The organism is Micromonospora globbae (assembly GCF_036184225.1).
GTDB classification, from domain to species: Bacteria; Actinomycetota; Actinomycetes; order Mycobacteriales; family Micromonosporaceae; genus Micromonospora; species Micromonospora globbae.
The window spans coordinates 1,821,366-1,843,384 of record NZ_CP108084.1 but is presented as its reverse complement, the minus strand read 5'-3'; the positions used below and the strand labels follow the sequence as shown (position 1 = coordinate 1,843,384).

Annotated in this window: 12 protein-coding genes; 3 read left to right on the top strand and 9 right to left on the bottom strand. The window is 75.0% G+C overall.

The genetic code is table 11. From position 1 onward, the window contains the following. From OG994_RS08160 to OG994_RS08150, 3 genes are read right to left on the bottom strand one after another with little or no spacing between them, the layout of a single operon-like run. Positions 1 to 5,025 carry a non-ribosomal peptide synthetase gene (locus OG994_RS08160; protein ID WP_328852712.1) on the bottom strand — a complete coding sequence of 1,675 codons (5,025 nt, stop codon included), beginning with the start codon at positions 5,023 to 5,025 and terminating at the stop codon, positions 1 to 3. Then, positions 5,022 to 11,456 carry a non-ribosomal peptide synthetase gene (locus OG994_RS08155; protein ID WP_328852710.1) on the bottom strand — a complete coding sequence of 2,145 codons (6,435 nt, stop codon included), beginning with the start codon at positions 11,454 to 11,456 and terminating at the stop codon, positions 5,022 to 5,024. Before OG994_RS08155 ends, OG994_RS08160 begins: the two co-directional genes overlap by 4 nt. Positions 11,457 to 11,468: 12 nt before the next feature. Further along, positions 11,469 to 12,437 carry a ferritin-like domain-containing protein gene (locus tag OG994_RS08150; protein WP_120330750.1) on the bottom strand — a complete coding sequence of 323 codons (969 nt, stop codon included), beginning with the start codon at positions 12,435 to 12,437 and terminating at the stop codon, positions 11,469 to 11,471. Between the two features lie 78 nt (positions 12,438 to 12,515). Here OG994_RS08150 and OG994_RS08145 point away from each other — a divergent pair, with 78 nt between their 5' ends. Next, a complete protein-coding gene (locus tag OG994_RS08145; protein WP_328852709.1) occupies positions 12,516 to 13,802 on the top strand; it encodes a condensation domain-containing protein in 1,287 nt (428 codons plus the stop codon). Positions 13,803 to 13,831: 29 nt separating this feature from the next. Here the strand turns inward: OG994_RS08145 and OG994_RS08140 are convergent, their stop codons facing one another. Continuing rightward, entirely contained in the window at positions 13,832 to 15,361 is a 1,530-nt protein-coding gene (locus OG994_RS08140; protein WP_328852708.1) for a GMC family oxidoreductase, read from the bottom strand. A 79-nt stretch (positions 15,362 to 15,440) separates the two neighbouring features. Here OG994_RS08140 and OG994_RS08135 point away from each other — a divergent pair, with 79 nt between their 5' ends. Then, positions 15,441 to 15,836, top strand: coding sequence for a VOC family protein (locus OG994_RS08135; protein WP_328852707.1), 396 nt, complete (start codon positions 15,441 to 15,443; stop codon positions 15,834 to 15,836). Between the two features lie 98 nt (positions 15,837 to 15,934). On the opposite strand, the gene OG994_RS08130 is transcribed toward OG994_RS08135, so the two are convergent. Next, positions 15,935 to 17,107 carry an acyl-CoA dehydrogenase family protein gene (locus OG994_RS08130; RefSeq protein ID WP_328852706.1) on the bottom strand — a complete coding sequence of 391 codons (1,173 nt, stop codon included), beginning with the start codon at positions 17,105 to 17,107 and terminating at the stop codon, positions 15,935 to 15,937. Positions 17,108 to 17,224: 117 nt separating this feature from the next. Further along, a complete protein-coding gene (locus OG994_RS08125; protein ID WP_328852705.1) occupies positions 17,225 to 18,385 on the bottom strand; it encodes an acyl-CoA dehydrogenase family protein in 1,161 nt (386 codons plus the stop codon). A 76-nt stretch (positions 18,386 to 18,461) separates the two neighbouring features. Between OG994_RS08125 and OG994_RS08120 the strand changes: the two genes are divergently transcribed. Further along, on the top strand, positions 18,462 to 19,307 hold the full coding sequence (locus OG994_RS08120; RefSeq protein WP_328852703.1) for an acyl-CoA thioesterase: 846 nt from the start codon (positions 18,462 to 18,464) through the stop codon (positions 19,305 to 19,307). A 189-nt stretch (positions 19,308 to 19,496) separates the two neighbouring features. On the opposite strand, the gene OG994_RS08115 is transcribed toward OG994_RS08120, so the two are convergent. From OG994_RS08115 to OG994_RS08105, 3 genes are read right to left on the bottom strand one after another with little or no spacing between them, the layout of a single operon-like run. Then, the gene (locus OG994_RS08115; RefSeq protein ID WP_328852702.1) at positions 19,497 to 20,261 is read right to left on the bottom strand and encodes an ABC transporter permease; all 765 of its coding nucleotides are present in this window, start codon (positions 20,259 to 20,261) and stop codon (positions 19,497 to 19,499) included. After that, positions 20,258 to 21,031, bottom strand: a complete 774-nt coding sequence (locus OG994_RS08110; RefSeq protein WP_120330743.1) for an ABC transporter permease — start codon at positions 21,029 to 21,031, stop codon at positions 20,258 to 20,260. The genes OG994_RS08115 and OG994_RS08110 overlap by 4 nt, the downstream gene beginning before the upstream one ends. After that, the gene (locus OG994_RS08105) at positions 21,028 to 21,978 is read right to left on the bottom strand and encodes an ATP-binding cassette domain-containing protein (RefSeq protein WP_120330742.1); all 951 of its coding nucleotides are present in this window, start codon (positions 21,976 to 21,978) and stop codon (positions 21,028 to 21,030) included. The genes OG994_RS08110 and OG994_RS08105 overlap by 4 nt, the downstream gene beginning before the upstream one ends. Between the last annotated feature and the right edge of the window lie 41 nt (positions 21,979 to 22,019).

Sequence of the window (22,019 nt, the reverse complement as noted above, 5' to 3'; positions counted from 1 at the left end):
TCAGCCCTCCCCGGCGATCGGTCCCGCCCAGCCGGCGGGGTCGTCCGGCACCCGGTGCACGGCCAGGTCACCGAGGCACACGTCGCGCCACCAGTCCACCGCCGCGCCGTCCGGCTCGCCGGGGCAGAGCAACGTGACGTCACCGGCGTACGGGGAGCTGCCGTAGCCGTCACCGGGAACCGGGTCGACGACGGCCAGGCCGGCGAGATCCACCCCGGACTCGGTGAGCTGGCGTGCCAGTTCGAGCGCCAGCACCCCGGCCTCGCCCCGGCCCACGAGCGTCAACGGCCCGGCGGACAGGTGCCCGGCCAGCGCGGCGGCGCTGTCGGCGGCGAGGCGCTGCACCAGCGGCGCCGGGTCCAGGCCGGCGTACCGGTGCAGCCCGCCGTCCACGACGCCCCAGACGGGGCCGGACGCGGCCAGGCGCTCGGGCAGTCCGGCGTACCCGTCGAGCCGGCCGCTGCCGTCGTGCACCAGGACGTACCGGGGCGGGCCGTCCCCGGCCAGCGCCACGGCCTCGGCGGTCTCGGCCTCGGACGGCTCCTCGTCGTCGCGGCCGGTGGCGACGGCGCCCAGGTACTCGGCGAGCGCGGCCACCGTGGGGTGTTCCAGGATCCGGCGCAGCAGCTCGTCGAAGAAGACACCGGCGGCGGCCGGCACCCGCTCGGCGAGCTGGCCGGCGAGCTTCGCGGCGAGCAGCGAGTCGCCGCCCAGCCCGAAGAAGTCCGCGTCCCGGCCCACCCGTTCGACCCGCAGCACGTCCGCCCAGACGGCCGCGATCTCCTCCTCCAGGCCGGAGTGCGGTGCGGCCGCCGCCTCCTCCGGCCCGGCCGTCGTGGTCGTCACGAGGCGGCGCACCGCCGCGCGGTCGAGCTTGCCGTTGGCCGTGCGGGGCAGCTCGTCCACCACGTGCAGCACGCCGGGGACCATGTAGTCGGGCAGCCGGTCGGCCAGGTGCGCCCGCAGCTCGTCCGGTACGACACGCCGCCGGTCCGCCTTGACCTGCGCCGCGATGATCCGCATCCCGAGACCGGCCATCGGGTCGCCGGCCGCCGGCAGGTCGAGCACGGGCGACGCGCCGGCGTCGGTGAGGAGGGTCCGCCACTCGTCGCCGTGCAGGAACGTGCGGTCGGTGCCCCGCCGCAGGTCGGCGAAGTCACCGAGGTCGTCGTCGAGCCGGACGAGCAGTTCCAGTGACGTCATGATCTGGTAGTGCTCCCGGGTCATCTCCAGCAGCACGAGGTGCCCGCCGGGCGCGAGCAGTCCGCGCAGCCGCCGCAGGGTGGCCGGCACGTCGCGGGTGGCGTGCAGGACGTCCCCGGCGACCACGATGTCGGCGCTGTTCGGCGCGATCCCCTGGCCGGCCAGGTCGGCGTCGAGGTCCAGCACCGCGAAGCGCATCCCGGGCCGGTCCCCGAAGCGCTGCCGTCCGGCGCCGAGGAAGAACGCCGACAGGTCGGTGTAGAGGTAGTCGACGTCGAGGCCGTCCAGCGCGTCGAGGACCGCCTTCGTGGTGCCGCCGGACCCGGCGCCGACCTCGACGATCCGCACCGGACCGGGGAGCCGCTCGGCGAGGGCGCGGACGGCCGCCCCCGCCACCGCGTTGGCCCACCGGTTGAACAGCGCGTCGGCGTACAGGTTGTCCGACACCGCCAGCTCGCCGCCGGGGAAGAGCAGCGCGAGCGGGTCCTCGTCGCCGCGCAGCAGCGCCGGCAGCGCGGCGGCGCTGCTCTGGAAGTACCGCACCAGCTCGGCGGACTCACCGACCGACGCGGCCCGTTCGGCCGCGGCGTCCCAGGCCCGGGCGGACAGGGGCGGCGCGTCCGCCAGCCGGTAGCCGTCGTCGTCGCGCAGCACACCGGCCTCGGTGAGCGCCCGCATCCAGCGGCGCAGCAGCCGCCGGTGCCGCGGCGCCACCCGCGTGGCCCGGTACACCTCGTCGAGGGTGTGCGGGCGGTCGTCGAGGAAGAGGCCGCCGGCGCGCAGGGTGTCCAGCATGGCGGCCAGGCCCAGCCGGTCGAGGTCGTGCAGGTACGCCGCGTACGCGTCCAGGTCGACGCCCGCGACCACGCTGGCGCCGGCCGCGACGGGCGCCGCCGGGTCGACCGGCCGCCCCGGGCCGGGCTCGACGGCGGCCGGCTGGACGGCGGCGGCCAGCCGCCGTTCCAGTGGACGGTCGCCGTCGACCACGGCGATGGCGCCGCCCACCGCCGGATGCGCCAGCAGCGCCGACTCGATTTCGGCCAGCTCGATGCGGTGGCCGCGGATCTTGACCTGGAAGTCCTCCCGGCCGAGGAACTCGATGACGCCGTCGGGCCGGTACCGGCCGAGGTCGCCGGTGCGGTACAGCCGCTCCCCCGTCTCCGGGTGGGTGATGAACCGCTCGGCGGTGCGCGTCTCGTCGCCGAGGTACCCGCGCGCCAGCCCCGCGCCGCCGATGTACAGCTCACCGGTGACCCAGTCCGGTCGGGGGCGCAGCCCGGCGTCGAGCACGTGCCAGCTCTGGTTGGCCAGCGGCACGCCGTACGGGATGCTGCGCCAGGACGGGTCGACCGCGCCGACCGGGTGGATGATCGACCAGATGGCGGCCTCGGTCGCGCCGCCCAGGCTGACCACGGCCAGGCCGGGGACCAGGTCGCGGATCTGGTCGGGCAGGGTGACGGGGATCCAGTCGCCGCTGAGCAGGGCCAGCCGCAGCGACGGGATCCGCACCATGGGCGCGGCGGCGAGGTAGTCGGCGAGCATCTGCAGCTGCGCCGGTACCGAGTTCCAGAGGGTGACCTCGTGGTCGGCGACCAGCTCGGCCCAGTGCGTGGGGTCGCCGCGCCGCTCGGGCGCGGGCAGCACCAGCGCGGCGCCGCGGGCGGGCGGTCCGAACAGGTCGTAGACGCTCAGGTCGAAGCCGAGGCTGGCCAGGCCGAGGACGCGGTCGTCGGGGCCCACGTCGAACCGGGCGTTGATGTCGGCCACCGTGTTCAGCGCCGCCCGGTGGGTGATCATCACCCCCTTCGGGGTGCCGGTCGACCCGGAGGTGTGGATCACGTAGGCCAGGTCGTCGGGGCCGACCGCCCGCTGCGGCAGTGCCGTCGGCGCCGGCCCGTCGCAGTCGTCCACGGCGATCGGCCGCACCCCGGTCGGCCAGTCACCGTCGGCGCGGGCGGCCTCGGTGAGGACGTGCCGGATCCCCGCGCCGCTGAGGATCAGGTCGCGGCGGGCCGGGGGCTGGTTGGTGTCGACCGGCACGTACGCGGCGCCGGCCAGCAACGCCCCGAACACCCCGACCACCTGCCGCCACCCCTTGTCGGCGACCACGGCCACCAGGTCGCCGGGACGGCAGCCGGCGTCGGCGAGCCGGGCGGCGACCGCCGCGGCGCGGCCGGTGAGCTGCCGGTACGTGAGCGTGGCGTCCGGTGCCACCAGGGCGACCCGGTCCGGCGTCCGCAGCGCCTGCGCGAACACCCCCTCGTGCAGCAGACCGTCGGGCAGCGCGGCGGCGGTGGCGTTGACCTTGGCGCGCCGCCGGGCGCTCGCCTCGGGCAGCGCGACGGGGCTCAGTTCCTCCCACGCGTCGTCGGTGAGCGCGAGCCGGCGCAGCAGCGCGGCGTACGCGGCGAACATCTGCTCGACCACGCCGTCGGGGAAGACCCCCTCCCGGACGTCCCAGTTGGTGGCGAGCCCGCCGGAGCGCTCGATGTTCTGGCAGTCGATCCAGACCTGCGGGGTCTGGCTGATCCCGTACCCCAGCTCGCCGAAGCCCTCCACCCCGGTGTCGCCACCGAGCCCGATGGCGCTGGTGAAGACGACCGGCATGAGCGCGGCGTCGCCGCCCCGGCGGCGGGCCAGTTCCCGGACCACGTCCACACCGGAGAACCGGCGGTGGTCGAGGTCGGTCCAGAGCTGCGCCTGGATGCGCTTCGCGCGCTCCTGCACCGGCGCGTCCGGGTCCTGCTCGACGGCGAGGAGGCTCACCGAGGTGAAGTCGCCGACGATGCGGTCCACCTGCGGGTGGGTCGGGGTCCGGTTGAGCAGGGTGACGTCGATGGTGAACCGAGGATGGGCGCTCCACGCCGCGATCACCTCCGCGTACGCGGCGAGCACGGCGCCGGAGGGGCTGACCCCGTGCCGACCGGCCCGCTGCTTCAGCCCCGCCCACTCGGCCGCGTCCAGACGCAGGTCGAGGCGGCGGAACCGGGGCGGTGCGGCGGTCGCGTCGCCGCGCAGCGGCAGCTCCGGCGCGGGCGGCAGGTCGTCGAGGCGGGCCAGCCACCAGTCCCGGTCCGCCTCGTAGCGGGGGCCGGAGCGCAGCGGCTCGGTGGCCAGCAGGTGGTCGCGGAACGTCAGTTCCAGCACGTCGGTGGGCGGATCGCCGGCGTACCGGCGGCCCAGCTCGTCGAGCAGGATGTTGATGCTCACGAAGTCGCAGATCAGGAAGTCGATGGAGAAGTGCAGCACGCACCGGTCCGGGCCGCGGGTGACCCGCAGCGCGAACAGGGGCCACTGCTGCGGGTCGTAGCGGTGGTGGTCCAGCTCGGCGCGGGTGGCGGCGACCGCGTCGGCGAAGCCGGCCGCGTCGACGTCGCGCACCGCGATCCGGTACGGCGGCACCTCGGGGCGGACCTGCTGGGAGCCGTCCCGGTTGACGACGGCCCGCAGCATGTCGTGCCGGGCCACCACCTCGTGCCAGGCGGACTCCAGCCGGTCGACGTCCAGTTCGGGGAAGGTCAGCTCGCCGTAGCCGTGGCAGCCGACCCCGCCGTACGCGTAGCTGTCGCCCCGCCCGAGCAGGTAGGCGCTCTGCACGTCGGTGAGCGGGAACGGCTCGTACCGCTGGTCGGGGTGCGGGACGGCGGTGGGGACGGCGGCGTCGCGCACGACGGCCAGCACCTGCTCCCGGTGCTGGCGCAGGGCGGCGCGCCGCTGCTCGGTCAGCACCCCGGTCGGGGCCCGGAAGCGCAGCTGGCCGTCCTCCTCCCAGAGTTGGACACCGAGCTGCGCCAGTTCGGCGACCAGGTCCTGCCCGTTCATATCGTCCCTTCCTCGTACGCGCCGGCGGCGTGCCGCACGGCGGCGGCCAGGTCCGCGATCGTGGGTCGGTCCAGCAGGCCGCGCATCGGCAGGTCCACGCCGTACCGCTCGCGCAGCGCGGCGAGCAGCCGGGTGGCGAGCAGGCTGTCCCCGCCGAGGGCGAAGAAGTTCCGGGTCCGCCCGGGTACGGGGCAGTCCAGCAGCTCGCCCCAGAGCGCACCCAGCTCGGCCTCCAGCCCCGGCTGGGGCGGCTCGTCGGCCGGCGCGTCGTCGCCGGCGGCGAGCCGGGCGGCCACGGCGTTCCGGTCGACCTTGCCGTTGGGGCTGAGCGGGAGCTGGTCGAGCACGGCGACGTGTTCGGGGACCATGTAGGACGGCAGCCGGCCGGCGACGAACGCGCCCACCGCCTCCGGGTCGCATCCGACGCCGGGCTCGGCGACGATCGCGGCGGCCAGCCGGCGGGTCGCGCCGCCGACGGCGACGGCCACGGCCTCCTTGACGCCGGGGCAGTCGGTGAGGGCGGCCTCGACCTCGCCGAGTTCGATGCGGTGGCCGCGGATCTTGACCTGGAAGTCGGCCCGGCCGAGGAACTCCAGCGTCCCGTCCGGCCAGTACCGGCCGAGATCCCCGGTGCGGTACCAGCGCGACCCGTCGTGTTCCACGAACCGCTGCGCCGTGCGCTCGGCGTCACCCCGATAGCCGGCGGCGACCCCGGCCCCGCCGATCCAGAGTTCACCGACCACCCAGTCCGGGCAGTCCCGACCCCGACCGTCCACCACCCGATAACGCTGGTTGGGCAGCGGGAACCCGTACGGGATCGACCGCCAGTGCGCCGGCACCTCCCCCACCTCGAAGGCGTTCGACCAGACGGCCGCCTCGGTGGCGCCGCCGAGGGCGATGAGCCGGGCGTCGGGGCGCCGCGCGACCAGCCGGTCCCGCAGGTCCAGGCCCACCCAGTCCCCGGAGACCAGGGCGAGTCGCAGGTCGCCCAGCGGGTCCTCACCGGCCGCGGTGAGCAGCATGTCGAGCAGCGCCGGCACGGTGTTCCAGACGGTGACGCCGTGCCCATTGACCAGGCGCAGCCACGCGCGCGCGTCGCGGCGCTGGTCCTCGCCGACGAGCACGAGGGCGCCACCGGCGCCGAGCAGCCCGAAGATGTCGAACACCGACAGGTCGAAGTCCAGCGCCGACACGGCCAGCACCCGGTCGTCCGGCCCCACGTCGAAGCGTTCGCAGACCGCCGCCAGCGTGTTCACCGCCGCCGCGTGGGAGACCTCCACGCCCTTCGGCTCGCCCGTGGAGCCGGAGGTGAAGATGACGTACGCGAGTGCCGCGGGGTCGACCGGCACGGGCGCGTCGAGAGGAGCCCCACCGTCGCCCTCCGGGGAGACGCCACCCGCGCCGACGATGGTCCGGACACCGGCCCGGGTCAGGATGCGGTCCCGGCGGACGGCGGGTTGGTCGACGCCCACCGGCACGTACACCCCACCGGCGGCCAGCACCCCCAGCACCGCGACGACCTGGTCCACCCCCTTGGGCAGACACACGCCCACCGCGTCACCGGCACACACCCCGGCCCGCGTCAACGCCCCCGCCAACGCCAGCACCCGACCGGCGAGGTCGCCGTAGGACACCGACACCCCGTCACCCAGCAACGCCACCCGACCCGGCTCCGCGGCCGCCCACCGGAAGAACCCCTCGTGCAGCAACCCCACCGGCAACACCCGCGCCGTGTCGTTCACCCGCGCCCGCACCACCCGCTGGGCGGTGGGCAGCGCGACCGGCACGGCGCCGGACCAGTCGGCGGTGGCGAGCCAGGTCAGCAGGTCGACGTACGCGTCGAACATGGCCTCCACGACGCCGGGCGGGAACAGTTCGGCGACCACGTCCCAGTTGACGCTGAGCCCGCCGCCGCGCTCCATCACCTGGTTGTCGAGCCACACCTGCGGGGTCTGGGAGGCGCCCCAGATCTGCTCGCCGAACGGGAGGGACATGTTGACCAGCTCGTCGCTGATCCCCAGGGCGCTGGTGAAGACCACCGGCATGGTGGCCGCGGGGGCGCCGGTGCGGCGGGCGAGTTCCCGCAGCACCCAGATGGCGGAGACGGCGTTGTGCTCCATGCCGTCCCACATCCGCTCCTGGAAGCGGCGCACCAGGGCCAGGAAGCTGTCGTCGGCGCCGGGCCGGTGCGGGACGAGCAGCAGGGAGGTGAAGTCGCCGAGCACGCGGTCGATGTCGGGATGGACCTCGCGCCGGTCGAAGAGGGTCAGGTTGAGGGTGAGGTCGGGTCGGCCGCTCCAGGCGGAGAGCACCTCGGCGTACGCGGTGGCCAGCACGGCGGCCGGACTCACCCCGTGGGCCCGGGCCGTGTCGACCAGGGCGCTCCACTGCGCGGGCGTGAGCCGGGCCTCGTGCCGGACGAAGCGGGCGGCACGGACGCGCTCCGGGTCGACGGCGAGCGGCAGTTGCGGCGCGGGCGGGAGGTCGGCGAGCTGCGCCGACCAGTACCGCCGGTCGGCGTCCACGGTGGCCTCGTCCGGGTGCGCGGTGAGCACGTAGTCGCGGAACGACACGTCGACGGGGCGCAGCGGCGTGTCCAGGTCGACGTAGAGGGCGGACAGCTCGGCGAAGACGGTCACGATGCTCAGCGCGTCCAGCACGATGTAGTCGAAGCTGAACGCCAGCCGTACCCGGCGGTCGCCGTAGCGGACCGCCTCGATGGCCACGAGGGGCCAGCGCGTCGGGTCGGCGATCCGGTGCGACAGCCGCTCCCGCAGCGCGGTGAGGGCGGCCTCGCCCTCGGTGACCGGGATCGTCACCTCGGGCACCTCGGGTTGGATGCGCTGCCGCCCGTCGGCGTCGAAGACCGCGCGGAGCATCTCGTGCCGGCGGACCAGGCGGTTCCACGCCTCGGTGAGCCGGTCGAGGTCCACGTCCTGCCCGTCGAACTCCCAGTACCAGTGCGAGCCGACCTCGCCGAGGGCGAAGTCGCTGGTCCGGCCGATCCAGTACGCCCGCTGCACGTCGGTGGGCGGGAACGGCTCGTACCGGTGCTCCGGGTCGGCGACGAACCCGGTGGCCGACCGGACGGTGGGGTCGAGGCGGACGCCGGCGGCGAACCCGGCGAGCGTGGGCTCGGCGAACAGTCGGCGCAGCTGGCCGCCGGCCAGCCCGGCGGCGCGCATCCGGCCGAGCAGCCGGGTGGCGAGCAGGCTGTCCCCGCCGAGGGTGAAGAAGTTGTCGCCGCGCCCGACCTGCGCGACGCCGAGCAGTTCCGCCCAGAGCGCGGCGAGGGCCGTCTCGACGGGGCCGACGGGCGGCTGCACCGTCTCGGGCCGGTCGGCGCGGTCGGCGAGCCGTTCGGTGAGCGTCCGCCGGTCGACCTTGCCGTTGGGGCTGAGCGGGAGCTGGTCGAGCACGGCGATGTGTTCGGGGACCATGTAGGACGGCAGCCGGCCGGCGACGAACGCGGTCACCGCCTCGGGGTCGCAGGTCGTGTCCGGTTCCGGGACGACGGCGGCGGCGAGCCGGCGGGTCGTTCCGCCGACGGCGACGGCCACGGCCTCCTTGACGCCGGGGCAGTCGGTGAGGGCGGCCTCGACCTCGCCGAGTTCGATGCGGTGCCCGCGGATCTTGACCTGGAAGTCGGCCCGGCCGAGGAACTCCAGCGTCCCGTCCGGCCAGTACCGTCCCAGGTCCCCGGTGCGGTACCAGCGCAGCCCGTCGTGTTCCACGAACCGCTGCGCCGTGCGCTCGGCGTCACCCCGGTAACCGGCGGCGACCCCGGCCCCGCCGATCCACAGCTCGCCGACCACCCAGTCCGGGCAGTCCCGGCCCCGACCGTCCACCACCCGGCAGCGCTGGTTGGGCAGCGGGAACCCGTACGGGATCGACCGCCAGTGCGCCGGCACCTCCCCCACCTCGAAGGCGGTGGAGTGGATGGCCGTCTCGGTCGTCCCGCCGAGGGCGATCAGCCGGGCGTCGGGCCGCAGCGCGACCAGCCGGTCCCGCAGGTCCAGCCCCACCCAGTCGCCCCCGAGCAGGGCCAGCCGCAGGTGGTCGAGCCGCTGCTCGGCCTCACCGGCGGTGAGCAGCATGTCCAGCAGCGCGGGCACGGACTGCCAGACGGTGACGCGGTGCTGCCGGACGAGACGCACCCAGGCGGCGGCGTCGCGGCGCTGGTCCTCGCCGACGAGCACGAGGGCGCCACCGGCGCCGAGCAGCCCGAAGACGTCGAACACCGACAGGTCGAAGTCCAGCGCCGACACGGCCAGCACCCGGTCGTCCGGCCCGATGGTGAAGCGCTCGCGGATGGCGGTGATGGTGTTGAGGGCGGCCGCGTGCGGCACCTCCACGCCCTTGGGTTCGCCCGTGGAGCCGGAGGTGAAGATGACGTACGCGACGTCGCCCGGGTCGCGTACGACGGCGTGTTCGAGGGCGGGTCCGCCGTCGCCGCCGGGGGCGAGCCCGCCGGCCCCGACGACGACCTTCGCGCCGGCGCGGTCCCAGATCCGTTCGCGGCGGGCGGCGGGCTGGTCGACGCCCACCGGCACGTACACCCCACCGGCGGCGAGCACCCCCAGTACCGCGACGACCTGGTCCACCCCCTTGGGCAGACACACCCCCACCGCGTCACCGGCACACACCCCGGCCCGCGTCAACGCCCCCGCCAACGCCAGCACCCGACCGGCGAGGTCGCCGTAGGACACCGACACCCCGTCACCCAGCAACGCCACCCGACCCGGCTCCGCGGCCGCCCACCCGAAGAACCCCTCGTGCAGCAACCCCACCGGCAACACCCGCGCGGTGTCGTTCACCCGCGCCCGCACCACCCGCTGGGCGGTGGGCAGCAGGTCCGGCGGCGCGGTCCAGTCGCCGTCGACGAGGTGGGTGAGCAGCCGGACGTACGCGCCGAACATCGCCTCGGACACGCCGGGCGGGAAGAGTTCGGCCACCAGGTCCCAGTTCAGGTAGAGGCCGCCCTCGCGCTCGGTGACCTGGTTGTCCAGCCACACCTGCGGGGTCTGCGAGCTGGTCCACACCGGGTCGCCGAAGCACTCCCGGACGTCGGTGTTGAACAGTTCGCCGAGGCTGAGCGCGCTCGTGAAGACGACGGGCGCGAGCACGCCCCGGTCGGACCGGGCGCGGGCGAGGTCCCGCAGCACCTCCACCCCGGAGTACGCGCTGTGCGCCACGTCCCGCGCGAACTGCTCCTGCAACCGCCGGGCCCGCGCGACGAACGGGATGTCGTCGGTGGCGTCGACCTCGAGCAGCAGCAGGTTGGTGAAGTCGCCGCTGAGCAGCGGCACGTCCGGGTGGTACGGCGTGCGGTCGTACAGCGGCAGGTTGAGCAGGAAGCGGTGCCGGCTGCTCCAGGCGGCCAGAACCTCGGCGAAGGCCGTGAGGAAGACCATCGACAGGGTGATGCCGTGCTCGCGGGCGCGGGCGGCGAGTCGGTCCCGGTCGGTCCCGGAGAGCCAGTGGTGGTGGCGGACCACCCGGTGCCCGGAGATCCGCTCCGGCGCCACGGCGACGGGCAGTTCCGGGCCGCCGGGCAGCTCGGGCACCCGCTGCCGCCAGTACGCGGCGGCGGCCTCGCGGCTGTCGGCGCGGCGGCGTTCGTGGGTGGCGAGGTAGCGCGGGTAGCTGTAGTCGATGGGCGGCAGTGGTTCGTCGGGCCGGCGGTAGAGGTGGGCCAGGTCGGCGAGGAGCACCCGGAAGCTGTGGGCGTCGGCGACCAGCATCTCGATCTCCACGTGCATGCGGGTCGCGCCGTCGGGCAGCAGGGAGAGCTGGATGTCGAAGACCTCGCCGCGGTCCACGCGCAGGCTGCGGTGCGACAGGGTGTCGCGCAGGTCGGTGAGCCGCCGTTCCCGGTCGGCCTCCGGCAGGTCGCGCAGGTCGTGCACGGTGAGACCGGGCCACGCGCCGTCGGGGGTGACCTGCTGGCGGCCGTCGTCGAGGAAGCGGGCCCGGAGCATGTCGTGTCGGCGGATCAGCGCCCGCACGGCCCGTTCCAGCCGCGACGGGTCCACGTGCCGCCCGTCGAACTCGTTGTAGAAGTGCGCGCCCACGCCACCGAGGGCCTGGTCGGCGGCGCGTCCGACCCAGTACGCGTGCTGCATCGTCGCCAGGGGGAACGGCGCGTCCGGATCGACCTCGACGTCGTCCTCGACCGGCTCGCCGCCGCCGGTCGCGTCGGCGGCGCCCGGGCCGACGAGCCCGTGCCACTGCCGGACGGTGCGGTGCTCGATGAGCTGCGCGAAGGTGAGGTCCGCGCCGGCGGCGGCCCACGCGGCGGCGAGCCGCATGAGGCCGATCGAGTCGAGTCCGCGTTCGAGCAGGTCGTCGTCGGGTGACACCGGCTCCTCGAGCAGCGCCGCGACGTCGGCGCACATGCCCTCGATGGTCAGGGTGGTCGGCACTGGCATCGCTACTCCAGGTCAGGCGCGGGGGACGCGGATCGAGCGGTCGGCGAACCCGATGAGGTCCAGTCGCTCCAGACCCTCGCGGACCCGGGGTGTGAGCAGGCCGATGTTGGCGAGGGCGGTCACCACCCGGGCGAAGATGGCCTGCCGGTACTTGATCATCAGTTCGTTGTGGGACGCGAAGTCGACGCCCTCGGTGCGGTCGACCTCGATGCGCTCCCACACGTCCTCGAGGAGGAAACGGCGCCGCATGAGGCTCGCCGCGTCGAGCACCATCTCCTCCCGGTCGGCCAGCTCGGCCCGGGTCATCTCGCGGTAGATGCCCTCCAGCGACAGGACGCCGAAGGAGACGTGCCGGGCCTCGTCGCGGGCCACGAGACGGGTGATGTCGCAGATGAGACGGTCGTGGAAGGTGCTGTTGGCCAGCCGGAACGCGGCCATGGCCAGCGCCTCGACCACGATCTGCATGCCCAGCGCCGTGATGTCCCACCGGGTGTCGGTGAGCAGGTCCTCCAGCAGCTCGGCCAGGGCGGGGTTGATCGGGTACGGCTCGGGAACCTTCTCGCGCAGGTAGCGGGAGAACGCCTCGACGTGACGGGCCTCGTCGGCGGCCTGGCTGGCCGCGTAGTACTTGCTGTCGAGGTCCGGCACGACCTCGACCAGCCGCGCGGCGACCACCAGGGCGCCCTGCTCGCCGTGCAGGAACTGGCTCACCATCCAGGACTGCAGTTCCCACCGGAACGTGTCCCACATCCGCCGGCCGCGCCGGGCCAGCGGTGAGGCGTCGAACGACGCCATGGCGAACGCCGAGTCGTCGGGCAGCGGCTCGCCGAACGGCACCTCGATCGACCAGTCGACGTCGGTGCTGGCGTTCCACTGTGCGCTCTTGGCCCGCTCGTAGAGCGAGAGAACGCGGGGCATCTCGGAGTCGTACCGCCACGTCAGTCGGGCCGGCACGGGCGTGGTCACCGACAGTCCAGACATGCGCCCAAGGTACCGACAGTGGACACAAGATGCCAGACCCTTGATGACAGATACGATGAACGGCGGTACGGTCTCACCGTGGCGCCCCGATCCCTCCCGGCCTCCGTGGGGCAACGGCTGCTCGGCATCATCGACCACTACCGCGCCGACCACGGCGCGCTGAACTGCCCCCTGCTCTGCCGGGTCACCGGCGACGTCGACCTGGCCGCCCTGGAGGCCGCGCTGACCGGGCTCACGGCCCGGCACGAGGCGCTGCGGACCACGTTCGCGGGGCGGGGCCCCCGACTGTCCCAGCTCGTGCACGACCCGCGGCCCGTCGCGCTGCGCGTGGTCGACCTGCGGGGCGAGCCGGATCCGCACGCCGCGGCCGACGCCGCCGTCACCGCCGAACTGGCCACCCGCGTCGACGTGGCGCAGTGGCCGACCCGGGCCACCGCGTGGCGGGTGACCGACCACGAGGTGGTCCTGTGCTTCACCATGCACCACCTCGTCACCGACGCCTGGTCCTGCGGGCTGCTGTTCGAGGAGCTGCGCGCGCTCTACGCCCGGCAGCGCGGCCTGCCCGCCGAGCTGCCCCCGGTGCGGTGGCAGTACGGCCAGTTCGTGACCTGGCAGGAGCAGCGACTGGCCGGTGACGACCTGGAGCGGCAACGCGAGTTCTGGCGTACCCAGTTGACCGGGCTGCGGCTGCCCCGCCTGCCGTACCGCGAGCCGCCACCGGGCGCGACCCCCGGCGTGCTGGGCGGTGACCTCGACGCGGAGGTGGCCGGCGCCATGCGGGAGCTGGCGCGGCGGCACCGGATGACCCTGTTCACCGTGGCGCTGGCCGTCTACTACGCCGTCCTGCACCGGGTCACCGGGCAGGGCGACCTCGCCGTCGCCTCGCTGTTCGCCAACCGCACCCGACCCGAGATCCAGCGCACGGTCGGCTTCTGCGCCAACATGGTGGTGCTGCGCACCCGCCTGCCACCGTTCGCCACGTTCGAGAGCCTGCTGCGGGCCACGCACGCGACCACGGCCGCCGCGTTCGCCAACCAGGAGCAGCCCTACCAGGCGGTGCCGACGGGCAGCGCCAACCTGGGCGGCCGGGTCGACGACGTGGTGTTCCAGATGATGGCCGAGCTGGCGCACCGGGTACACGTGGGCGGGACCGAGTTCGAACTGCTCGTGCCGGAGGCCATCGGCAGCCGGTTCGGCACCGAACTGGCCGTCGCGCCGCGCGGGCACGGGCTGCGGGTCCTGCTGTTTCACACCCCGCGGCTGGCGCCCGCCGACGCCGAACGGCTGCTCGACGGGTACCTCACCGTCGCCCGGGCCGCCGTGGCCGAGCCCGGGGCGCCGCTGTCGGCCCTGCTGCGCCGCTGACCGCGCGTCGCCCCCGGGGCCACCGGTCGTCAGCCGACGATGAGCTCCGCAGCGCGCTCGCCCAGCATCATGCTGGTGAGCGCGGCGGGTGCCCGCAACGGCACGGGCACGATGGAGGCGTCGACCACCCGCAGGTTGGCCACGCCGCGCACCCGGCACCGGCCGTCGACGACCGCGCCCGGGTCGTCCGCCGCGCCCATCCGCGCGCCGCCCACCAGGTTCAGCCGGCTGTACGTGGTGGCCCGCAGGACCTGGTCGAGCTGCTCGTCGTCGGCCATGAGCCGGTCGTCGACGAGCGCGAACCGTGCCACCGTCTTGGTGAACGCGGCCTGGTTGGCGATCTCCCACGCGTGCCGGTACGCCTCCCGCATCCGCGCGAGGTCGCCCTCCGCCGAGTAGAAGTTGAGGTCCACCACCGGCGGCGCGGCCGGGTCGGCGCCGCGTACGCCGACGCGCCCCCGGGAGGCCATCGCCATGTCGCCGATCATCACGGTGTTGACCTGGTCGGCGCCCACGAGCTTGTCCAGGCCCGCCCCGGCGCCGCGCGAGGTGCTCATGCCGGTGAACAGGCTCAGGTAGAAGCCCTGGTCCGGCTCGTGGCCGGGGATGCCGGCGAGCCGGGCGATGAGCTGCGTACGCGGCCAGTCGCCGGTGATCGTCTCCGGCTCGGGCACCACGAGGATGATCGCGCCGGGCTGGTCGATCACGTCGGCGCCCACCCCGGGCAGGTCGACCAGCGGGGTGATCCCGGCGGCCCGCAGCTCGTCGGCGGGGCCGATGCCCGAGCGCAGCAGCAGGGCCGGGCTGTACGGCGAGCCGGCGCAGAGGATCACCTCGCCGGCGCCGATGGTCTCCCCCGCCACCTGCACGCCGACGGCACGCCCGTCGGCCAGCACCACGCGCTCCACCTCCGCGTCCCCGCGCACGACGAGATTGGCGCGGGAGCGGGCCGGGTCCAGGTGCGTGAGCGTCGTGGACATGCGCAGCCGGTCCCGCCGGTTCTGCGGGTACATCCCGATGCCGACGGCGTCGGGGGCGTTCATGTCCTCCTGGTACTCGTGGCCGAGCGCGAGCACGGCCTCCAGGAAGCCGTCCATGGCCGGGGTCAGCTCGCCACGCGACCAACGGGTGATCGGGACGGGGCCGTCGGCGCCGTGGTAGTCGCGGTCGCCGAACTGCTGGTCGCTCTCCAGCCGGCGGAACGCGGGAAGCACGGCCGACCAGTCCCACTCCGGCAGACCCCGGGCGGCCCACGCCGCGAAGTCGGCCGCCGGCGCGCGCATCGCGCCCCGGTCGTTGATCTGGGTGGAGCCGCCGACCACCCGGCCGCGCCGCAGCGGGGCCTCCCGGCCGGCGACGACCGTCGCCCGCAGGTCCCAGTCGAAGCCGTCCTCCGCGTCGACCGAGCCGGTGCGCAGCACCTCGGGCACCGCCGCCCCGGTGAGGTCCGGCCCGGCCTCCAGCAGCAGCACGGAGCGCCCCGGATCCTCGCTCAGCCGGGCGGCGAGCACCGCCCCCGCGGCACCCGCACCGACGATCACGTAGTCGTAGCGAAGCATGGGCACAGGGTAGCCGAATACTCGACATGCCACGCCGCACAGCATGTGCTATCCGCGATTCTTCATTAGACTCACGCCCATGAACACAGGTCCGGAAATCATCCCCACGCTGCGCTACCGTGACGCGCCGGCCGCCATCCGCTGGCTGGTGGACGTCATCGGTTTCCGTGAGAACCTGGTCGTCCCCGGCCCGGACGGTTCCATCAGCCACGCCCAGCTCAGCTGGGGCAACGGCATGGTCATGCTGGCCTCCGAGACCGACGGCAGCGACGGGCGCATGGTCATGCAGACCGGGCCCGCCGCCGTCTACGTGGTGCTCGACGACGTGGCATCGCACTACGAGCGGGTCGTCGCCGCCGGGGCCGAGGTCGTGCAGAAGCTGCGCGACGAGGACTACGGCGGGCAGGGATACTCCGTCCGCGACGCCGAGGGCAACCTCTGGAGCTTCGGCTCCTACCGGCCTTCCGTCTCCTGACCCACGCCACCCGCCGACCGGGCCGACCGGCCGGCCACGCATCAGCGCGGGTGGTGGCCGGCCGGGCCCCGGCCACCACCGCAGGAACCCGGCGCGGCTCAGCGCGTGTCGCCTGGCCCGTCCAGCAGCAGCCCGGCCAGCTCCGCCCGGAAGTCCGCGACCGTACCGTCGAACGTGGCCAGCCACCACGCCCTCCGGTACCAGCGGTGCAGCGGCTGTTCCCAGGTGAAGCCGCTCCCCCCGTACGTCTGGATGGCCGCCTCGCACGCGGCGGTCGCGGCCTCGCGGGCGGCGGCCGTCGCCGTGACGACCGCCAGGTCGGCCGCCGGCCCGGACTCCGCGTCGACCGACCAGGCCGCCCGGTAGGCCAGTGACCGGGCCGTCTCGACCTGGCCGTAGACCTCGGCGAGCGGGTGGGCGACGGCCTGGTTCGCGCCGATCGGCCGCCCGAACTGCGTCCGGCTGGCGGCGTGCCCGGTCGCCGTGGCGAGGGCCTGCGCCGCCACGCCGACGCCCTCGGCCGCGAGCAGCGCGAGCGCACGCCGCCGGGTCAGGGCGAGCACGTCCGCGGCCCGGTCCGGCGCGACGAGCGGGACCGACGGCACCGCGGCGAGTTCCACCGACGCCACGGGCCGGGTCGCGTCGAGCCCGTGCGGCCCCGCGTCGACCGGGCGCGGACGCAGGTGCTCCCCGTCGACGAGGCGCAGTTCGACGCCGTGCGCACCGGCCGCGGCCACCACGACGTCCGCGGCGTCCACGAGGTGCGGTACGCGTATCTTGTGTCCGGTCACCGTGCCGTCGGCGGCGACGACGCAGGTCGGCCCGGGATGCGCGCTGCCCTTCGCCGCCGCGGACCTGGCCGCCGTTCGGCCGCCGTTCGCCGCCGCGGACCCGGCGCCCGTCCGGGCCTCCCCGCCGCCGGCCACGGACCCGGCGCCACCGTCCGCGGCGCGGATCCAGGCGGCGAGGGTGTCCGGGCCGCCCGGCTCGGCCCACGCCAGCGTCGCGGGTCGCCGCACCGGCCGGCCCGCCGCCCCCAGTGCCGGGGCGGCCAGCCCCACCGTGGCCCACCAGGGCAGCGGGCTGCCCGCGCGGCCGAGCTGCTCGGCGATCAGCGCCAGCTCCACCGTGCCCAGCTCCGGGTCGAGCCAGCCGAGCCCGACGGCGTCGGCCCACGCCTGGCCGCTCCCCGCGGACGCCCGGCCGTCGGCCAGGTACTTGGCCGCGGTGTCCCGCAGCGCCTCCTGTTCGCCGGTCAGTGCGAAGTCCATCTGCTGTCTCCTCGTGGGCGGGGCGGATGAGGTCCCACGGCGCGGCGGGCCGCGGGCGGATGAGGGATGCCGGCGCGGGGGGGCGGACGAGGCGCGGGCTGCGGGGGCCGCCACCGGTCAGTACGACCGGGGCAGGCCCAGCACCCGTTCGGCGACCACGTTGCGCAGCACCTCGGAGGTGCCGCCCTCGATGGTGTTGGCGCGGCTGCGCAGCATCTGGTGCTGCCAGTAGCGGTCCCAGCCGTCCGGCTCCCCGCCGCCGGCGAGCAGCCGCACCGCGAGCGTCGTGAGCCGCTGGTGCGCCTGCGACCAGCGCAGCTTGATCACGGAGGTCTCCGGGCCGGGTACCCCGGTACGCGCCAGCTCGGCCAGGGCGCGCCGGTTGGTCCAGCGCAGGCCCTCCAGCTCGACGTAGCGGGCGGCGATCTCGTCGCGGACGAGCGGGTCGCCGTCCCTCCCGCGGGCGCGGGCGGTCGCGACCAGGCGGCGGAACGCCACCTCCAAGCGGGCGGTGAGCGTGAAGCCGAAGGTGCCCCGCTCGTGGGCAAGGGTGGTCATCGCCACGCGCCAGCCGTCACCGATGCCGCCCACCACCGCGTCGACCGGCACCCGGACCTCGTCGAACTCGATCTCGGCGAACTCCGCCTCGCCGGTCATCTGCCGGATCGGGCGGACCGTGACGCCCGGCGAGCGCAGGTCGACCAGGAGGCAGGACAGTCCACGGTGGCGTTTCTCCTGGGGGTCCGTGCGGGCGAGCAGCAGGCAGTGGTCGGCGAGGTGGGCGTAGGACGACCAGACCTTGCGCCCCGTCACCACCAGCTCGTCGCCCTCGCGCCGGGCCACGGTACGCACGGCGGACAGGTCGCTGCCGGCCTCCGGCTCCGAGAAGCCCTGGCAGAAGACGATCTCGCCACTGAGGATGCGGGGCAGGTACCAGGCGCGCTGTTCGGGCGAGCCGCAGGCGATGATCGTCGGACCCACCATCCCGAGCCCGATGACGCCGATGTGCTCGGCCGCCTCGGCCCGCGCGGTCTCCTCCAGGTAGATGGCCTGGTAGACCGGGGACAGGCCGCGCCCGCCGTGCTCGGCGGGCCAGGTGATGCCGGCGTAGCCGGCGGCGTGCAGCGCCGACGTGAACGCCCGGACGGCGGCGATGTCGCCCCACCGGCCCTGGGGCGGGGCCCCGTCCGGTCCGGCGGCCGCCGGGACGCTGCGGGCCAGCCAGTCCCGCAGCCCGGCGCGGAACTCGGCCTCCTCGGGACTGTCACGCAGATCCATGCGCCGCATCGTACTCGTATCTCGTATTCTTTTGCAGTATCTTGGGTCGACGCGTTCCCTGCCCGGAAGGGGTGCCATGGCCAGCCTCGCGGACGACGCCGCGGTCGAACCCACCACTCCCGGCCGCTACCGGGCGCACCTGTCCGAGGACTGGTCGGTGTGGGGGCCCAACGGCGGTTACCTCGCGGCGGTCGCGCTCCGCGCGGCGGGGCACGCCGCCGGCGGCATGCTGCCGGTCAGCCTGAGCTGCCAGTTCCTCGCACCACCCCGGTACGGCGAGGTCGAGGTGGAGGTCAGCCGCGTCCACGGCACCCGCCGGGCGGCGGCCTTCCACGCCGTCCTGCGGCAACGCGGCCGGACCGTGCTCGCCGCCCACGTCTGGACGATCGCCGGCGGCCTCGTCGGGCCCGAGCGGCGCTGGATGCCGCCGCCGGACCTGCCCGCGCCCGAGGAGCTGCCCACCCTGGTCGACCTCATGCGCCGCGACGGCCTGCCGGTGCTGCCGATCTGGGAACAGTGCTACGAGGTGCGGCTGTCCGGCTGGCCCGCCGGCGGCTGGACCCCGCAACGGGACGGTGTGCCGACGATCCGGGGCTGGCTGCGGCTGCACGAACCGCTGCCGGCCGGCGCGGACCCGTGGCTCGCGGCGGCCCGCCTGGTCTTCGCCGTCGACGTGGTGCAGTTCCCCGCGATCGTGCAGGCGTTCGAGCGGACCACGTTCATGGCGCCGAGCATGGACCTGTACGTGGGCTTCCAGGGCGCGGCCGGCGCCGACGCCGGTGAGTGGCTGCTGGTGGAGGGAGAGGCGGCCGCCGCCACCGGCGGGATGCTCGGCGCCCGCGCCCGCGTCTGGTCCGACGCCGGCGAACTGCTCGCGACCGGCGGGCAGCAGATGCTGTACCGGATGGCGAGCCCCGCCTGACGGCGCCGGGGGCGCGCCCCACGTCACCGCGCCCGGCGGTGCCGGCGCTCGCGCACCACGTCACGACCCCGGCACACGCGCCACGTCATCCCCGCGACCGCACGCCGGCCGCGCCGCCCCGGACGGTCGGTCCCCGGGGCGGCGCGGCCGGACCAGCGTGTCGTGCGGACGGCGAAGCGGGCCGTTGCGTCAGGGGGCCGTGCGGCGGGCGTAGCGGCGCAGCGCCACGAGCAGGCAGATCCCGCCGAGCCCCACCACCCAGGCGGCGGTCTGGAGCACCGGGACCAGCACCGGCCCGCCCGCGGAGAGGCCGACCAGCGCCTCCGTGGCCACCGAGAACGGGTTGGCCCGCACCACCGGCTGCACCACCTCCGGGAACGCCGACACCGGCACGAATCCGGAGGAGAAGATGAACAGCAGTGTCGCGGGACCGGTCAGCGACGGCGGCAGGGACTGCTCGTCGCCCGGGCCCGAGCCGCGCCAGAGCGCGATGGCCGCCCACATCAGACCGAACAGCGCGATCACCGCGACGAAGCCGACGGCGGCCAGTGCGCCCTGCCGGAACCGGAAGCCCAGGAGCATGGCCACGCTCGTGGTGAGCAGTCCGATCAGGACGATCCGCAGCACGTCGCCGGCGACCCGGCCGGCCAGCAGCGCGCCCGGGCGTACCGGCATGGTGCGGAGCCGGTCGACGAGCCCGCCGTGCAGGTCGCGCAGGAACCCGACGGCGCTCGACGGCGCGCCGAACGCGGCGGTCGACAGCACCACCAGCGGGGCGAGCCGCTCCAGGTAGTGCTGGCGGTCGCCGTCGCCCACGATGCGGCCGAAGACCGCGTACTGGGTGAGCAGCAGCAGGACGGGGAAGGCGAACGCGTACACGAGCGCGGGTGGTGCCCGGAAGAACCGGCGCAGGTTGCGCCCGGCGAACAGCGACGCCTGTGCGAGAGTGCTCATCGGCTCCTCCGGAACGAACGCGCGGCGGCGAATCCGAACAGCAGCGCCAGGGCCAGCAACCACACCAGCGCCGGCCACACCGCCTCGTCGGCGCCGTCGGTGGAGAGCGCCCGCAGGGCGTCGACCTGGGCGGAGAACGGCGAGACCCGGACCACCGGCTGCAGCCAGCCCGGGAAGGCGTCGACCGGCACGAAGGCCGTGGAGACGGTGGTGAGCACCAGGTACGGCAGCGTCAACGCCGAGTACACGTGCTCGGGGTCGCGGGCGCCGAGCCCCAGCGCCGTGCAGCCGGCCGCCAGCACCACGGCGAAGCCGACCGCCAGCAGCACGAACCCGACCGCCGCGGCGGCGCCGGCGGTGAACCGGAAGCCGACCACCGTGGCGGCGACGAGGATGACGGCCACCGCGACGGCGGCCCGGGCCGCGTCGACGACCAGCCGCGCCAGCGGCACCACGGCCGCGCCCATCGGCAGCGTCCGGTACCGGGCGATGAGGCCGCTGCGGGCGTCACCGGCGACCATGTAGCAGGCCGACATGGCGACCAGGGCGGTGGTCTGCACGACGATCGCCGGTGGCAGGAACTGCTCGTAGGCGATGCCGTAGTCGGCCATCAACCGGCGGAAGACCACCATGAAGCCGGCGAAGAACGCCAGCGGGAAGACGACGGTCAGGCCGACGGACCGGCCGGCGCGGGCCTGTCGCAGGTTCCGGGCCGCCAGCACCGCGAACTGCTGGACCGGGCCGGCCGCCGGCGCCGCGGTCGCGCTCACCGGCGGGCTCCCGCCGGATCGGGCACGCCGGCGCCGGTGAGGGACAGGAACACCTCGTCCAGGGTGGGCCGGCGGACGGTCACGTCGTCGGCCTCGACGCCGGCCGACTCCAGCCGCCGGACGACCTCGGTGAGCGTGCCGGAGCCCGCGGCCAGCCGCAGCACGTCCTCGTCCTCGGTCAGGTCGGGGAAGGCCGCGCGCAGCTGCGCGGACGCCGCCGCCCGGTCCCGCGGGTCCTCGATCCGCACCTCGCAGACCGCGCCGCCGAGCCGGCCCTTGAGGTCGTCGGGCGTGCCCTCGGCCACGACCCGGCCGTGGTCGACGAGCAGCACCCGGGCGGCCAGCTGGTCGGCCTCCTCCAGGTACTGCGTGGTCAGCAGCACCGCCGTGCCGTCGTCCCGCAGCTGCCGGACCACCTCCCACAGGGCCCGTCGGCTGCGCGGGTCCAGCCCCGTGGTCGGCTCGTCGAGGAAGAGCACCGGCCGGTCCACCACGAGGCTCGCGGCCAGGTCGACGCGCCGCCGCAACCCGCCGGAGTACGTGCGTACGGCCGCGCCCGCGACCTCGCCGAGGTCGAAACGCTCGATCAGCTCGTCGGCCCGGGCGGCGGCGGCCCGCCGGCCGAGCCCGAGCAGCCGGCCGAACAGGACCAGGTTCTCCCGTCCGGTCAGCATCTCGTCCAGCGCCGCGAACTGGCCGGTCACCGCGATGCTGCGGCGGACCTCGGCGGCCTGCCGGACCACGTCGAAACCGGCGACCCGGGCGGTCCCGGAGTCCGGCCGCAGCAGGGTCGTGAGGCAGTGGATGGTGGTCGTCTTGCCCGCGCCGTTGGGCCCCAGCAGGCCCACCACCTCGCCGGCGGCGACCTCGAAACCGACCCCGTCGACCGCCACCGTCGCGCCGAAGGACCGGCGCAGGTCGCTCACCTGGATCATCTGTTGTGACATCGCACCACCCTCACACCAGGAATCCCCGAGACCATATCAAC